Below are 15471 nucleotides of genomic sequence, written 5' to 3'. Positions count from 1 at the left end.
ATGGTTTCAGGGGCGCTTCGCACCCCAGCGCGGGGCAAGCCCGCTCACTACAAAGAATCTAGTGGGCTGCGGGGATGTCGGATTCAGCAGATTATCCCTTGCAGGCTTGAATAACGGCATCTTTGGGTGGGGCCGTTTTGCTAGTTTATCGGGAAGACAGGGCCGTGCTGTTCGCAGCGCCATTACCGCTCCAGGGAGCTCGTTGGATGACCACACACTCTTCGCATAGCAACAGCATCGATCCGCACACATCCCAGCGGTTTTACATCGATGGCCAGTGGGTTTCGCCCGTCATCCCGGCCAGTTTACCGGTGGTCAATCCGGCCGATGAGACGGTAGTCGCCCAGGTGGCACGTGGCTCGGCCGCGGATGTGGACCGCGCCGTCGCAGCAGCACGCGCGGCGTTTGCGGGTTGGTCTGCGACCCCGGCCGCCGTGCGCGCGCAGGTGATTGGGAACATCCACGCGCTCATCCTTGAGCGCAAAGAGCAGTTGGCCCAGGCGCTGTCCCTGGAAATGGGCGCGGCGATCAGTTTCGCCCGGGCGATGCAGGTGCCGTTGGCGGCTGAACACGTTCGGGTCGCACGTGACCTGCTGTCCAGCTATCCATTCCAGACCGTTGAAGGCGGCACCGCGATCGAGCGCGAAGCCATCGGCGTCTGCGGCCTGATCACACCGTGGAACTGGCCGCTGTACCAGATCACCGCAAAAGTCGCCCCGGCCATCGCCGCCGGCTGCACCGTGGTGTTGAAACCCAGCGAATTGTCGCCGCTGAGCGCCCTGTTGTTTGCCCAACTGGTGCACGACGCGGGCCTGCCGCCTGGGGTGTTCAACCTGGTCAACGGCAGCGGTGCCGAGGTCGGTGCAGCCATGGCGGCGCACTCCGATATCGATATGATTTCAATCACCGGCTCCAACCGTGCCGGCGCGCTGGTTGCACAAGCGGCGGCGCCGACGGTGAAACGCGTGACCCAGGAGCTGGGCGGCAAGTCGCCGAATATCCTGTTGCCCGATGCGGATTTCGCCAAGGCCGTGCCGTTGGGCGTGATGTCGGCGTTTCGCAATGTCGGGCAATCCTGCAGCGCACCGACCCGGATGATTGTGCCGAAACACCGCTTGGCCGAAGTCGAGGCGCTGGCGGCGGCCACCGTGGAGGCAATCGTCGTGGGCGACCCGCAGTCGGAAGACACGGTGCTGGGTCCGATTGCCAACGAGGCCCAGTTCAATCGCGTCCAAGCCATGATCGCCGCCGGCCTCGACGAGGGGGCAAAACTGGTGTGCGGTGGGCCTGGGCGGGTGGCGGGTTTTGATAAGGGCTTCTATACCCGGCCGACGGTGTTCTCTGAGGTGCAGAGTGGGATGCGCATTGCCCAGGAGGAAATATTTGGGCCGGTGTTGTGCATTATTGCGTATGACTCGGTGGATGAGGCGGTGGCGATTGCCAATGACACGGTGTATGGGTTGGGTGCTCACGTTCAGGGGCAGGACTTGGAGCTTGCGCGGGCCGTGGCTTCGCGTATACGGGCAGGACAGGTGCACTTGAACCATCCGGCTTGGAACCCGATGGCGCCGTTTGGGGGTTACAAGCGTTCGGGGAATGGGCGGGAGTATGGGGTACAGGGGTTTGAGGAGTATTTGGAGACTAAGGCGATTATTGGGTTTGGTGAGTGAGTTCTGAGGGGCTACATGATTTCTTGTGGGGCCCTCGTGACGGGTATCAACTGCTGCTATGTGATTTACAGGATGTTGGATCTGATTGAGTACATATCCATTGTTTAGGTAACGGCGGCTATGGGCTCCGCCCTTACGGCGGGTCACTTTTGGAAAGCGCCAAAAGTAACCAAACGCACGCCCCACCACTCGGTGCCTATGGCCTTCCAAGGTATTACGCCTTGATGTTTTGCCGGATGTTCCAGCCGAATTTCACCGGCCCGCCGTCTTTGGCGCCATCGGCTTTCTGCGGCTGGTAGCTGATGTCGACGCTGGCGAAATTCAAGGCGATACGGTCGTAGAGCAGGTCATCTTTACTGTCGGCACCGGTGCCGTAGGACAGCACCATGACTTCCTTCAAGGTGATCACCAGGTACTCCACCGGGCTGGTACCTCCCGCTTTGCGCACCACCAGTCTTGCTTCTGGGTAATGCTTGCCGCTCGCGCAGGCCATCATCAGGTTGGGGCTGGATTTATCCAGCGGTTTGGTCAGGTTCAGGTTGGCGAAATCGGCCTTGCCTGCCCCGCCGCCCGTACCAGAGTGCATCAATCCCGTCTGCGACAGCCCCCAGGCCCACTCGGTGATATCGATCTCGTCGCGATGGGCCTGGTCCCGTGATTCACCCTTGATATCGCCCAGTTTCAAAAACATATCGACTGCCATGTTGGCTCCCTGTCCTGTGGTGCGCCGTGAGTGACGCGGGGCGCACTGTTCCTGAATCGGGGCGGTACTCACAAGGTGGTCAAGCAAGATCGGGAAGGGCCCGTCTCCAAAAGGCGAAACGTCTGACATTAATTTGCTTCGCTGCGTCTTTACCCTCTCGACTCCGCGAATACCCAGGAGTTAAGGAATGACGGCCTCGCTGCTTAAAGATGGATTCCCCTCGGCTCACCGCACCACACGCCAACGCATTGAAGGCAGCATTGACCTGCGTCGATTGTTTTCCGTGATTGACAGCGACCCGGCGCTGATTGGCGCGGGGGTTGTGTATATCGATGAGGTGTTCAATGGGGTGGTGCTGCGTGAGTTCCAGGCGATCTGCAGCGTACAGCCGATCAAGGTCGTGCTGCGTGAAGCGCCACGGTACGTGGGGCCGGTGGAGTTCAAGCGGATGCTGGAGCATGAGCCTCGGGAGTCGAGGTTAGTGGCGGAGGCGGTGAATACGGCGGTGACGTGTGCGGGGGCGCTGCTGAGTTGGCATGTTATTTACACCGGGATTGCCTTGATGCCTTTTACTGCTGGCGCAAGCGTTGTCATCTCATTCATTGGTACGGCCGTAACAGTAGCGGGTTTGTTCCAGTGCGCAGCGGGGGCCTATCGAACGGTGAACGAAGTGTGGGACCCGCAAAGAAATGACCGCCTGGACAGTAATGCCTGGTACGAAGGGATGATGGTGGCTCTAGATGCTGTTTCCTTACTTGGGGTCGCCACTTCTGCCGTAACGACAGTGAAAGTTATCAATCTATCTAAGCGGGCAACAGGCAAATCACTTAGAGCGGTACTCCGCGGGTTGAGCAGGCAGGAACGAGCAAAATTGACGGATGAGCTGCTGAGAATCCAGGACCCGCGACTGACACCGAAGCTCCTCAAGCTCAAGCAAGCCGCAGGCAATGCCCCCAAACGCATTCCCGCAGCACAGATAAAACCCATCACCACCACCCATCGCAATGATGCTTTTGCGGCAGCGCTGGGTCTCACCGGCAGTGCCATGTCCGGAAACACGAAAACGCTGGCCATCGGAATCTATGAAGAGTTCAGCGAATGAAAAACCATCGAGAGCCCTTTTACATCGTAGATCCTGGCCCACTTTGGACTCGTCACAAACTGGGGTTGTTTGGCGGGGTCTTAGCCTTGTGCTTTTCGATTGCAACCGCCGGCACTCTAATGAACCTCACCTATTTCGCTGACACATCCGATGAGCTTGCCGATGATGCTTTCTTCATCGCAGGTGGCACAGCGTGTGTCGTATTCGGCATCGCACAGAGCCTGGTCCTTCACGGTTATCCCCGGTGGGTGTGGCTTCAGGTTGGCGTGTTTATGATCTATTCGCTGCTTGTAGTTCCGACAATCATCTACAGCCCCGATCACCTTCTATTTACCTTTGCCTTACTGAGCCCGTTAACCGGGTTGCTGTGCCTGAACAGCAACCGACAGCGGGAAATGCGCCGAGCGATGCTGGAAATCAGGCATAAACGCAATGGCGTTATCGCGACCCTGAAAAAACAAGGTCGCTGGAAGTGGTGGTGACCCGTTACGCCGCTGCCGCCCGCGCCGCAGTATGCCGATTCACCGGCACCGGCAACCCCAAATGCCCGCGCAGCGTGCTGTGGCTGTACTCACTGCGAAATAACCCTCGCGCACGCAACAGCGGCAACACCTGATCAGTAAACCGCGCGAAGTCCTCCGGCGCGCCCACGTGGATGTTGAACCCGTCCACCGCGCCCTCGACAAACCAGCGCTCAATCTCGTCCGCCACGGTCTTGGGCGAGCCGACGAAGCTGGAAAACGGTTTGGCAAAACGCAAGGCCGCCTGACGTAAGGTGAGCCCTTGGTCACGGGCAACCTGCTTGATGTTTTCGGCATGCCCGCGATAACCGTTGCTGCCCAGGTCGCCCAGGTCCGGGAACGGTTCGTCCAGGGGGTATTGGCTGAAGTCGTGGTAGTTGAAGGGCCGCCCCAATTGCACCAGCGCCTTGTTCAGGTCCAGCTCGCCGTTACGCTCGCGGTCGATGGCCTGGGCTTGCTCATCGGTGTCGGCAATGATCGGCGAAATGCCGGGCAGGATGGTCACATGATCGGGGTTGCGCCCGGCGGCGGCGGTGCGTTTTTTGATGTCGCTGTAATAAGCCTGGGCGTCTTCGAAATTGCCCACCCCCGCAAAAATCCCCTCGGCATAGTTGGCCGCCAGGCCACGCCCGGATTCGGAAATCCCCGCCTGAAAAATCACCGGTTGGCCCTGGGCAGAACGCGCGATGTTCAGCGGCCCGGTGACGGAGAAAAACTCACCGTGGTGATCGAGGCGATGCTGGCGTTGCGGGTCGAGGAACACCTTGTTTTGCTTGTCACGCACAAAGGCATCGTCTTCGTAGGAGTCCCACAGCCCCTGCACCACCTCCAGGTGTTCGGCCGCCCGGCGATAGCGTTCGGTGTGGTCGATATGCTGCTCACGGCCGAAGTTGCCGGCCGCGCCTTCCAGGCCGGTGGTGACCACGTTCCAACCTGCGCGGCCACCGCTGATATGGTCCAGAGACGCAAACTGCCGCGCCACGTTGAAAGGTTCGGTATAGGACGTGGTGAGGGTCGCCACCAGGCCGATGTTCGACGTGGCGCCGGCGATGGCCGAGAGCAGCGTCAACGGTTCCAGGCGGTTGAGGAAGTGCGGCGCGGAGTCCGGTGTGATGTAGGGGCTGTCGACGATGAACACCAGGTCGAACTTGGCCGCTTCCGCCTGTTGTGCCTGGGCGCGGTACCAGTCGATATCCACACTGGCATCGCCTGGGATTTGCGGGTGCAGCCATTCGTTTTGTGCGGTGCCGACGCCGGTGAGAATGGCGCCGAATTTGAGTTGGCGAGGCAAGGTGGGCATCAAGGTATTCCTCCGTGGATGGCAGCGGTGCTGGCCTGTGGAGGATGACCTTAATGCCCGTGGGCGGGGCTTGTGAAAGGCTTTATAGATCTATGCTAATTATTAAAAATATTGATCTAAAAAAACCCATACCTGCATAACTCGCATAACAATCACTGGCACGGCTTAGCGCCGGGCGCTGACCGCTGAACCGTCGTTGGACACAATCACTTCCACCCGGCGATTCAATTGGCGCGACTGCGCACTCACATTATCGGCGACCGGAAATTGCTTGCCGTACCCCATCACCGCCATGCGCTGAGGCCCCACGCCGAGCTGTTGCAGGCCACGGGCGACCGCTTGCGCACGTCGCTCGGACAAGCTCTGGTTGAAAGCATCGCCACCGGTGCTGTCGGTGAAGCCCTCTACACGTACCTGACGCTCCGGGTTCTGCAACAGGAAGGTTGCCAGCCCCTGGAAGTCGCGTTGGCTGCCCGGTTTCAGCTCGGCCCTGCCGGTGTCGAACAGCACGTCGCCAAAGGTGACGACCTGGCCGCGCTCGGTCGGCCGGGCTTTCATCGCCTGTAATGCCTTGAGCTGCGCGGTGCGCACGTCGAGCTGTACCTGGGTGCGGTCCACCGCAATGTTATCGAGCTGGGCGTCGGTTTTGCGACTGACGATGGTCTGCTCGGCCAGGGCGATTTTCTGCGTCGCCAAGTACGCGAGCTGGTCGATCTGTGGGTCGGTACGGTTGTGCAGGGAGAGTTGGTTGGCACGGTCCACAGCATTGGACGCAATGCGCGTTTCAACCGCCGCCAGGGTGTTGGACTCAGGCTTTTGCTGCAGGCTGGAGAATTGGCTGCGCGCTTGCAGGAGTTGCGGGTTTTCCGGCGGGGTGGCGCAGCCGGCCAACGCCAGGCCCAGGGCCGAAAGAACAGGAATGACTAAAGTGGCACGCATGGAAGGATCCTCAGTGGGTAGTCGCGGGGGCGTTGAGCATTTCCTGCTTGAGCACCTGGATGCCCTCTCGCGCCTGCATCAAGACCTGTTGTTTACGCACGGCATTGGCCTTGGCTTCGGCCAGGCTGGCATCGGCTTCGATCTGTTCGGCCAACGCGTCGACTTGGAGATAATTTTTCTCGCCGATGGCTTGCTCCATGCGCGCCAGCTTGTCCTGGGCTGTTTTCATCTCCAGCGGTGCGAATTGGGTGGCCTGCGCCGACAAGGCGCGCCCAACCGAATCACGGGCCATGGAGATTTTTGTCGCTGGCAGCGGCGTCGCGGCACAACCTGCCAATGCACCGGTGACGATCACAACCAAGGCCGAGCGGCACAGGCGTTTGCTCACGTTGGTCATTTTCATGTGTTGACTCCTAAGCATTTACTGATGGCTACGGGACGGGTACAAACAGCCCTCGCCGTCTCGCTTGCGTTCAAGCGATCGCGCCACATCCTAGGAGGAAAAAGACGAGCATAAAGAATGAAAAATCCCACCATCATGTAGGAGTTTTCTCGAAAAAAATGCGTAACCTTAGGCAACGCACAGGGAGAGCGGGCGCCCTTGCGCGCAAGGATGTCCCGCAGGAGAATGGCGCCTTTACCATCAGCCAGATAGTAATTTATCTCAGCAAAATCAAACGGTTGAGATGAAACAAAGCCGTTATGACAAGGACGTATAACAATGAAAATATCAGTCATCGCGACACTGGGCATTTTATCGCTGACTCAAACATCGCTCTGCTTCGCGGATAACGTCAACGGGAAAACGCTCTACTCACAGCGCTGCGCGCTATGCCACGGCGCCGATATCAAAGGAACGGGGCCCCTTGCCAACAAAAGCACCCCGCCTACACCCGACCTGACAACGGCTACGTTCAAACAACGCCTGCATGATTACCCAGGCGTCATTGTGTCTTCGGTAATACTGCGCCCCAATGGAGACTTGATTCCAAGAACGTTGCGAGAGAATGGTGTAAAGCTGGCACCGCACGCGTGGAGCGTTAACGACTTTCGCGATTTACATCAGTACATGAGCAGTGTGATTGCAAAAAGTCGGTGATGTTGAGTTGAGCGGTCGACTGAGCCCGTCAACCGCTCGCCTGCACCTCCCCCATGCGCATCACACTGTTCTGGCAGCGATCGCCTCCACTTCAACCAACGCACCGGGCAATGGCAATGCCACCACTTGCAACGCGGTGCGTGCCGGTTTATTCGGCTGCGCAGGCGTGCCAAAGAACTGGGTGTAGCCCGCCTGCAAGCCGGCGAAATCCAGCTTGCCGCCCGTCTCTTCGGCGCCCACCAGGAACACCCGTAACTGCACGATATCGCCCAGGTCCAGGTCTTGCTGGCGCAGGATCGTGCGCAGCTTGTTGAAGACCGAGACCGTCTGCACTTCGGTATTGCCATAGGCCGCCGCCGTGCCTGCCGGGGCGGTCGCGTCGTGCACGTCAGGCAAGGTGCCGCTGACAAAGATCAGGCTGGCTGAAGCCGGTACGGTGACGGTCTGCGAGATCGGGAAATCGCCGACACGGGTGCGTTGGATGCTGTCGCTCATGATGAAGCTCCTTACGAGGCGGCAAGTGCCGCAAGGTGTGTTTGTTGGGTGACCCGTTCGGCCAGTTGCCCGACCACATGGCGCGCCGAGTTTGCCGCCGATTCCTGCCAGATACCGACGCCGCTTTGCACCAGGCCGTCGCCGGCGAAATACACCCGGCCATGCCCGGCTTCGAGCAAGGCGCTGGCGTCGGCCGGGAAGTGTTCACGTTGCAGCCACGGGCCTTCGCTGTAGGGAATCTGTTCCCAGGACACCGCCAGCGGGTGGCGCAGGTGTTTTGAATAGCCCGGATGCAACAGTTCCACGGCCTCCTTGGACGTGGCGTACTGCTTGTCGAACGGCTGCGCGCCAAACACGTCGGCGCCCTCCCCGGTCACGTAGCCCGCCACCAGCAAGCCTTCGCGGGTGTTGAGGTCGTTGCTCGGGTACCACAGCAGGCGTGCCGGGTGTTCGATCCACGACAGGCCACCGTAGGTGCGGTAGTCGGTTTCCCAGAAGCGCGGCGACTGCCACGCGACTTTGGTCGCCTGGTCGCTGCGGGTGCTGAGCAAAGCGGCCTTGATCGGGTCGCTGAAATCGGTGTCGAGCTTGGCCAGCAGCGGTAGTGGCAATGTCGAGATCAGGTAGTCGGCGCGGACCACCTGTTCGCGACCGCTGAGCGTGTCGTGGTAAGTCACCGCCACGCCGTCTTCCAACTGGCGGATCCGCCGCACCTGGGCGCCCAGTTGCACGTGGCCCCTGACGCGCTGGTAGAAGGCATCGGTGATGCGGTCCATGCCCCCCACCGGTTGGAACATGGTGGCGGAGAACTCCGGGAATTCGGTGTGCAGCAGCGCGCCCCACAGTTCCGGGTGCAGCAATTGGTCGAGCGTCAACGGACCGCGGCTGGCGGGTAAGGCACCGGGATGCGCAGGCGATTCCAGGTGCCCCGAACGAAGCGTGCCCTCGAACGCCAGCGCGTGTGACAGGTCGCCATACACCTGCAAAAACGCCAACAATCGCGTGCGTTCTTCAGCGCTCAACAGATCGTCGAGGGCATCGCGCTGCACGGCTTTGGCCAGCAAGCCAGACACATGCCCCCGCGCATCGTTGATCGCCTGGCCGACGGTGAACGCCGGCTTTTGCACATCCGGCCGCACCTGGGCGCCATGGCTGCTGTTGACCAGCACTTCCAGCGGCACACCCAACTCACTGCAATAGTCGAGGATCGTACGGTGTTGGCTGGGAATCCGTGCAGGCCCGGCATTGAAGTAATGCCCGGGGTCGAATGCGGCGGTTTGCGTGCGGCCGTCCTTGTAGTCCACGCGGTCGCCGTTGCGGATCGTCCAGGTACGGCCGCCCACCCGCTCACGGGCCTCCAGCACGTGCACGTCGAACCCGGCGCGGGTCAGTTCCAGCGCCGTCACCAGCCCCGCGATTCCGGCCCCCAGTACCAGCACCCGAGTGCCCTGCCCCAGGCCGCTCTTGAGTTTCAGCGGTTGCGGGCGACGGTGTGACGACGGCCCCAGGCCCAATGCCGCCAGCGCATCCTTGGCGGCCTGCTCGCCGCCTACCGCAGCGATGCTCGACAGCGCTTCACGTCGTGTCAGTCCCATGTCGATGCCTCCTTAATCCGGCAGCCCCGGTGGGTTGATCAGCGATTTGTCGACACGCTCTACGTCGAGGCCCCAGCGTTGCAGCACCTGTTCGTATTGGCCGCCGGCAATCGCGCCTTCCAGGGCGGTGTGAATCGGCTTGACCAGGCCGTTGTCCTTGCGCGTGGTGACGGCGATGTCCGCCTGCAAGGGCCAGCCGCCGTTGACGGTACCGACACGCTTGATGCCGCCGGTGATCGCGGCGGAATAGGCGTACACCGAATTGGGACCGAACAGGGCATCGCTGCGACCGGACTGCACCGCCAATTGCGCGGCGGCCTGGTCGTCGAAATACTGCAGCAGCGCCGGTTTGAGGCCGGCCTTTTCATTCGCCTCGTTCCACGCCAGCAGGACTTTTTCCTGGTTGGTGCCGGACCCCACGATAATCTTCAGACCGGCGATGTCCGCCGCTTCCTTGATCTCGCTGATCTTGCTGGTGCTCTTCACATAAAACCCGAGCACATCCTGGCGGTAGGTGGCGAAGTCAAACCGCTTCTTACGCGCCTCGGTAACGGTGACGTTGCTGATCACCGCGTCGTACTTGCCCGAACTGACGCCCAGGGGCCAGTCCTCCCAGCTGGTCTGCACCACGTTGAGTTGCAGGCCGAGGCTGTCGGCGACCAGCTGCGCGGTGTCGGCCTCGCTGCCGATGGTGGTCTTGTCGTCGCTGGCCAGCAGCGCCAGCGGTGGCCCCGCCACGCCAGACACGGCCACGGTGAACTTGCCCGGCTGGGCGAACTTGAAGCCCGGCGGGATCTGCGCGATGGCCGCCTCGTTACGCGGCACATGGATGCGCGGGCGGTCGGGGCTGAGGTCGACCTGTTGCACGGCGAGCGCAGCTTGCGCGGTGCCGACGGCGATCGCCAACAGCGCGATACGAGCAGTAGAGGTAAACATGGGCAGTCACTCCGTTAACTAAAGCACCTTGCCGAGAAAGGCCACGGTGCGGGGATGTCGGGGTTGGCGGAAAATCTGTTCAGGCGGGCCTTCTTCGATCAACTGGCCGTCGCAGAGGAACACCACGTGGTCGGCCACTTCGCGGGCAAAGCCGATCTCGTGGGTGACAATCACCAGGGTCACACCCAGTTGGGTCAGGCCCTTGATCACGTCAAGGACTTCGCCCACCAGTTCGGGGTCGAGGGCCGAGGTGGGCTCGTCGAACAGCAGCACTTTCGGGTCCAGCGCCAGGGCGCGGGCAATCGCAACGCGCTGTTGCTGGCCGCCGGAGAGCTGGCGCGGGTAGGCATCGACCTTGTCCGCCAGGCCGACCTTGGCCAGCAGTTCTTGCGCCTTGGCCTGGGCGTCGGCCTTGCTCCAGCGCTTGTGGGCCAGCGGTGCTTCGGCGACGTTTTCCCAGGCGGTGAGGTGCGGGAACAGGTTGAAGTTCTGGAACACGAAACCCACGTCGATGCGGCGCTTGAGGATTTCGCGCTCCTTGAGCTCGTACAGCAGGTCACCCTTGCGGCGGTAGCCGACGTATTCACCGTCGATGGTGATATGCCCGCTGTCGATCTTCTCCAGGTGGTTGATGGTGCGCAGCAAGGTGGACTTGCCCGAGCCGGACGGCCCGAGGATCACCGTGACCTTGCCTGGATCGATGGTCAGGTCGATGTCCTTGAGCACTTGCTGGTTGCCAAAGCGCTTGCCCACGCCCTGGATCTGAATGCGCCCGGCGCGTGCCTCACCCATGGGTTTTCTCCTTCAACCAACCGCGTAGGCGTTGCAGCGGCGTGGGCGGCAGCACCCGTGCGGTGCCACGCGCAAAATGGCGCTCGACGTAGTACTGCGCGCTGGTGAGCACGGTGGTGATGATCAGGTACCAGACGGTGGCGACGATCAGCAGCGGGATCACCGCCTGGGTGCGGTTGTAGATGACCTGCACGGTGTAGAACAGCTCAGGCAGCGCCAGCACGTAGACGATGGACGTGCCCTTGACCAGGCCGATGATTTCGTTGAACCCCGACGGCAGGATCGAACGCAGCGCCTGGGGCAGGATGATCCGGAAGATGCGTCTCGAGGCCGGCAACCCCAGGGCCGCCGCCGCTTCATGCTGGCCGGCATCGACACCGATCAGGCCGCCACGAATGATCTCCGCCGCGTACGCCGCCTGCATCAGGCTCAAGCCCAACACCGCCACGGTGAATTGGCTGAGCACATCCACCGTCGACCACTCAGCGAACACCACGCCGGTGAACGGCACGCCGAGCACGATGTGGTCGTACAGGTAGGCGAAGTTGTAGAGGATGATCAACACCAGCAGCGCCGGCATCGAGCGGAAGAACCAGATATAGCCCCAGGCCAACGCCGCCAGCAGCGGCGAGCCCGACAGCCGTGCCAATGCCAGCGCGGTGCCGAGGATGATGCTGAACACAGTGCTCAGCAGGGTCAGCAACAGCGTCTGCCCCAAGCCGCGAAGCACCGACGGCGAGAAGAACCACTGGCCGAACACACCCCACTCCCAGCGCGGGTTGGTGGCCAGGGAATGCACGATGGCGAGCAGCACCAGCGCGGCGAAGATCGACCCGGCCCAGCGCCAGGGATGCCGCGCGGGCACCACTTGCAGGGCCTTGATCGGCGTGGAGACACGGGCCTGGCGCACCGGGCTGGGTGAGTCAATCAGGTCATAGGATTTGGCGACGATGGGCATGGTGTATTCCTCGGCCTTAGAAGGCATAGGTCAAGCGGGTGTAGTAGTACCCACCGGTAAAACCGTAGGGCGAATAGGTGCCGTAGCTGCTGACCATGGTGCTGCTGGGCACGCCTTGTTTCTTGGGGTAGATGTCGAACAGATTCTTGGCACCGATGGCCACGTTGAGGTCTTTGGTGAGGTTGTAGCCAAGGTCGAGGTCGGTGATCCACTTGGCGCTGTAGACCCGGTCGAGGTCGCGATTGGCCGATGCATTCACTTCCTTGTAGGACCCGTAGCGGGTCAGGGCCAGGTTGAGGTTGAAGCGGTCGATGCTCCAGTCGCCGCCCAGGATCAGCTTGGTATTGGGCTGCACGCCAGTGATGAGGTTGCGCGCCTCGCGGTTCATCAACTCATAGGAGGTGCCAAGGATGTTGGTCGACTCCTTGTAGTTGAGGATTTTGGTCTGATTCCAATTGAACGCCGCCGTCCACTTCAGCGAGCCGTACTGGCCGAGGTCCTGGCTGTAGTTGCTGACCAGGTCCAGGCCTTTGGTGCGGGTGTCGGCGCCATTGATGAAATACTGGCCGCCCGAGGTGGAGTTGATGCCGTTGTTCTGCAGCACCTGGGTGATCTCGGGACCGAGTAAGGTACCGGTGAGGGTGATGCGATCGCGCAGGTTGATCACGTAGGCATCGGCGGTGAAACTCAGGCGGTCGGTGGGCGTGAGGGTGAAACCGAGGCTGAAGTTGGTCGAGCGCTCGGGCTTGAGGTCCTCGGCGCCCAAGGCCCTGGCCGCCGCCGAACCCACCGGCAGTACGCCGTAGTTGATCGACTGGTACACACCGTCGACCACGCCATAGGTGGTGGAGCGCGCACTGAACAGGCTGTTGGCCAGGGACGGTGCGCGGAAGCCGTTGCTGACAGTGGCGCGCACGGCAAATTCGGGGGTGAAGTCGTAGCGGGTGGTCAGCTTGCCGCTGCGAGTGGCGCCGACGCCTTGGTTGTAGTGCTCGTAGCGGAACGCGGTGCCGACGTACCAATCCGGCATCGGGTTGAAGCCCACGTCGACGTAACCGGCGAGGCTGTTGCGCGAGGCACTGCTTTCTTCATCCGGCGAAATGCCGTTGGTGACCTGCGCCCCGGACGACGCGCAATTGCCCGGTGCCACGCAGTAGCCGCCGTTGGCGTAGGACTCGTAGTCACCGGCCTGCACCTCATAGGTGTCGCGCCGATGCTCGAAGCCGTAACTCAGGTCCAGCGGCTTTTGCAGACCGATGTCGAAGCCGCGCTTGAAGTCGAGGTTGGTGGTCAGCTCGGTGGAAATCCACGTGCCGGAGATGAAGTGATTCGGCGTGGCCTCGCCCAGCGACGGGTTCTGGTTGTGGGTGGTGCCCTGCTCCGCCTCGTTGCGCCCGTAGGTGGTGGACAGGTCCCAGTCCCACTCGCCAACGGTGCCTTTGCCACCGAAGGCAGCCTGGAAATCGTCTTCGTCGATAAACCAGGTAGGCGTATAGCCCGACGGGTAGCCGTTGGGCCCGGTGGTGATGGTGTTGGTGATGGTCGGCAGGCGGAAGTTCTGGCCTTGCTCGGCTTTGCGTCGCGAATAGGTGGTGAAGGAATACAGGCTGAGGCTGTCGTCGATCGGCAGCTCGGCGTTGTAGCCCAGGGTCAGCAGGTTGGTCTTGGGCGTGCCATAGCCGCCGTACGTGGACTTGCCCGCCAGGCCGTAGGCTTGCTCATAGGTGTAGCCGTTGGCGCTGGCCTTGTTGTCATCATTCTGGCTGCGGGCGTCCAGGGCCAGCTGCACGATGCCGCCGTTGCCGATTTCGAAGCCCTTGTTGAGGCTTTGTTGCACGGTCTGTTTCTTGCCGTCATAGCCCAGGCCGGCGTTGGTCACCGAGGTGCCGCTGGTGTCGGCCTTGAGGATGACGTTGATCACTCCGGCGATGGCATCGGAGCCATATTGGGCGGCGGCGCCGTCGCGCAGGACTTCGACATGATCGATGGCGCTGATGGGGATCAGGTCCAGATCGGCCGGGGCCGCGCCGGTGTTGATACCGTTAATGTTCAAGGTGGCGGCGGTGTGACGGCGCTTGCCGTTGACCAGCACCAGCACCTCGGCGGCGCTCAGGCCACGCAGGTTCGGCGCGCGGGCGATGCCGCTGGCGTCCCAACCGGTTTTTTCCGGCAGGGTCAGCGACGGGATCACCGCGCTCAACGCTTCCATCAGGCCGGGCTTGCCGGTGCTTTGCAGTTGCTTGGCGCTGACCACATCGATCGGCACCGGGCTGCTGGTGACGGTACGTTGTTCGGCACCCCGGTTACCGGTGACCACCACGGTGGACAGGGTTTTGTCGTCCTGGGCCTGGGCGGTGTTGGCCAGGAAGGCCAGTGCCAGTACGGCGGTCGGTTGTAAGACTTGCTTCATAGCCACTCCAGACAGTCCAAATCGCGAAGTCGGGCAGGCACGCGGGCGGGCGCGGTGCTCGATTTTTTCAGGGGTGTTGCGGCGATTGAGGACTAGGTGTGCGGCGAGTGTGGGGATTGAGTTGGCAACATACGTTGAGCTCCCTTCCAACGATTCTGCCGTGGGCTTGTCGCCCGGTTATGGCGCGCAGAATCTTGATTACGCTGGGTACCATCCGAGGTCAGGGGTAGGCTGTTGCGATCAAACATAACGGAATGGGTTTTGAAAATATAATGCTATTTGGGTATAAGCTAATATTCTCTACTTTCATTATTTATGAATGTTTTTATTCATATAAATAATGTCTTTTTGAGATTGTCGTTGGGTAGACGGGGTACATATCCGTTGTTTGGGTAACGGCTGAAATGGGTTCCGCCCTTACGGCGGGTCACTTTTGGAAGAGCGCCAAAAGTAACCAAAAACGCCTCGCCCCAACACTCGGCACCTCGCCTAGGCTCGGTGTGCCCTCACTCCGGCTTGAATCCGTGGGCCGCCGTCATGGGCCATCCTTGGCCCAGGACGGCTAACCCGGCGTCCTGCCGGGTTACCCACGGATTCAAGCCTGCGTTCGGCCAGCGTGTTTGACGGGGCGCCTAAGATCAAGATCAAGATCAAAAGCAAGAGCACGGCGGCCTGAAAGCCGACCTGAGTGGTTGGATCAAAAGCAGCTACGTGTAAGAGCTGGCTTGCTCCCGATAGCGGTGTGTCAGCTGATCCATCTTTGGCTGTCACACTGCAATCGGGGGCAAGCCCCCTCCCACATTTGGAACGCGATTGACAGACGCAACTCCGGTCGGCTTTAAGGCCGCCGCGTTTGCCTTTGCTCTACACCACTCAAGCCGGCTGTCAGGCCGCTGTGCTCTTGCTTTTGATCTTGATCTTAGGCGCCCCGTTAAACACGCTGGCCGGAAT

The 15471-nt window shown here is 61.2% G+C and carries 14 protein-coding genes; 4 read left to right on the top strand and 10 right to left on the bottom strand.

Going from position 1 to position 15471, the window contains the following annotated elements:
• The first annotated feature begins 206 nt into the window (after positions 1-206).
• Positions 207-1670: an aldehyde dehydrogenase family protein gene (locus tag AC3ZU9_RS11635; protein WP_064052922.1), complete on the top strand. Its 1464-nt coding sequence runs from the start codon at positions 207-209 to the stop codon at positions 1668-1670.
• A 214-nt stretch (positions 1671-1884) separates the two neighbouring features.
• Here the strand turns inward: AC3ZU9_RS11635 and AC3ZU9_RS11630 are convergent, their stop codons facing one another.
• Positions 1885-2373, bottom strand: a complete 489-nt coding sequence (locus AC3ZU9_RS11630) for an Hcp family type VI secretion system effector (RefSeq protein ID WP_490090734.1) — start codon at positions 2371-2373, stop codon at positions 1885-1887.
• A gap of 187 nt (positions 2374-2560) precedes the next feature.
• Here AC3ZU9_RS11630 and ssp4 point away from each other — a divergent pair, with 187 nt between their 5' ends.
• Both ssp4 and AC3ZU9_RS11620 read left to right on the top strand, forming a co-directional pair.
• Positions 2561-3475 carry an Ssp4 family T6SS effector gene (gene ssp4, locus AC3ZU9_RS11625; protein WP_490090733.1) on the top strand — a complete coding sequence of 305 codons (915 nt, stop codon included), beginning with the start codon at positions 2561-2563 and terminating at the stop codon, positions 3473-3475.
• Complete coding sequence (locus tag AC3ZU9_RS11620; RefSeq protein ID WP_490090732.1) at positions 3472-3957, top strand: hypothetical protein; 486 nt, start codon at positions 3472-3474, stop codon at positions 3955-3957. The genes ssp4 and AC3ZU9_RS11620 overlap by 4 nt, the downstream gene beginning before the upstream one ends.
• A 4-nt stretch (positions 3958-3961) precedes the next feature.
• Here the strand turns inward: AC3ZU9_RS11620 and AC3ZU9_RS11615 are convergent, their stop codons facing one another.
• The 3 genes from AC3ZU9_RS11615 to AC3ZU9_RS11605 form a co-directional block, all read right to left on the bottom strand.
• A complete protein-coding gene (locus AC3ZU9_RS11615; RefSeq protein WP_122811402.1) occupies positions 3962-5296 on the bottom strand; it encodes an LLM class flavin-dependent oxidoreductase in 1335 nt (444 codons plus the stop codon).
• A gap of 165 nt (positions 5297-5461) precedes the next feature.
• On the bottom strand, positions 5462-6235 hold the full coding sequence (locus tag AC3ZU9_RS11610; protein ID WP_015884853.1) for an OmpA family protein: 774 nt from the start codon (positions 6233-6235) through the stop codon (positions 5462-5464).
• Positions 6236-6245: 10 nt separating this feature from the next.
• Complete coding sequence (locus AC3ZU9_RS11605) at positions 6246-6638, bottom strand: DUF4398 domain-containing protein (RefSeq protein ID WP_102060032.1); 393 nt, start codon at positions 6636-6638, stop codon at positions 6246-6248.
• A 318-nt stretch (positions 6639-6956) separates the two neighbouring features.
• Between AC3ZU9_RS11605 and AC3ZU9_RS11600 the strand changes: the two genes are divergently transcribed.
• Positions 6957-7334, top strand: coding sequence for a c-type cytochrome (locus AC3ZU9_RS11600; protein WP_015884855.1), 378 nt, complete (start codon positions 6957-6959; stop codon positions 7332-7334).
• 60 nt (positions 7335-7394) lie between these two features.
• On the opposite strand, the gene AC3ZU9_RS11595 is transcribed toward AC3ZU9_RS11600, so the two are convergent.
• Genes AC3ZU9_RS11595 through AC3ZU9_RS11570 form a run of 6 tightly spaced genes read right to left on the bottom strand, consistent with a single transcriptional unit; the run spans position 7395 to position 14520 of the window.
• Positions 7395-7829, bottom strand: a complete 435-nt coding sequence (locus AC3ZU9_RS11595; protein WP_102060031.1) for a RidA family protein — start codon at positions 7827-7829, stop codon at positions 7395-7397.
• 11 nt (positions 7830-7840) lie between these two features.
• Positions 7841-9424, bottom strand: coding sequence for a flavin monoamine oxidase family protein (locus AC3ZU9_RS11590; protein ID WP_093541263.1), 1584 nt, complete (start codon positions 9422-9424; stop codon positions 7841-7843).
• Positions 9425-9436: 12 nt separating this feature from the next.
• On the bottom strand, positions 9437-10360 hold the full coding sequence (locus tag AC3ZU9_RS11585; protein ID WP_015884858.1) for an ABC transporter substrate-binding protein: 924 nt from the start codon (positions 10358-10360) through the stop codon (positions 9437-9439).
• 18 nt (positions 10361-10378) lie between these two features.
• On the bottom strand, positions 10379-11152 hold the full coding sequence (locus AC3ZU9_RS11580; RefSeq protein ID WP_015884859.1) for an amino acid ABC transporter ATP-binding protein: 774 nt from the start codon (positions 11150-11152) through the stop codon (positions 10379-10381).
• The gene (locus tag AC3ZU9_RS11575; RefSeq protein WP_043205611.1) at positions 11145-12110 is read right to left on the bottom strand and encodes an amino acid ABC transporter permease; all 966 of its coding nucleotides are present in this window, start codon (positions 12108-12110) and stop codon (positions 11145-11147) included. Before AC3ZU9_RS11575 ends, AC3ZU9_RS11580 begins: the two co-directional genes overlap by 8 nt.
• Before the next feature lie 16 nt (positions 12111-12126).
• On the bottom strand, positions 12127-14520 hold the full coding sequence (locus tag AC3ZU9_RS11570; RefSeq protein ID WP_490090731.1) for a TonB-dependent receptor plug domain-containing protein: 2394 nt from the start codon (positions 14518-14520) through the stop codon (positions 12127-12129).
• Positions 14521-15471: the final 951 nt, after the last annotated feature.

The organism is Pseudomonas sp. A39 (assembly GCF_058145955.1).
Note: the sequence above shows the minus strand (reverse complement) of the source record. Positions and strands in the feature narration are given on the sequence as shown.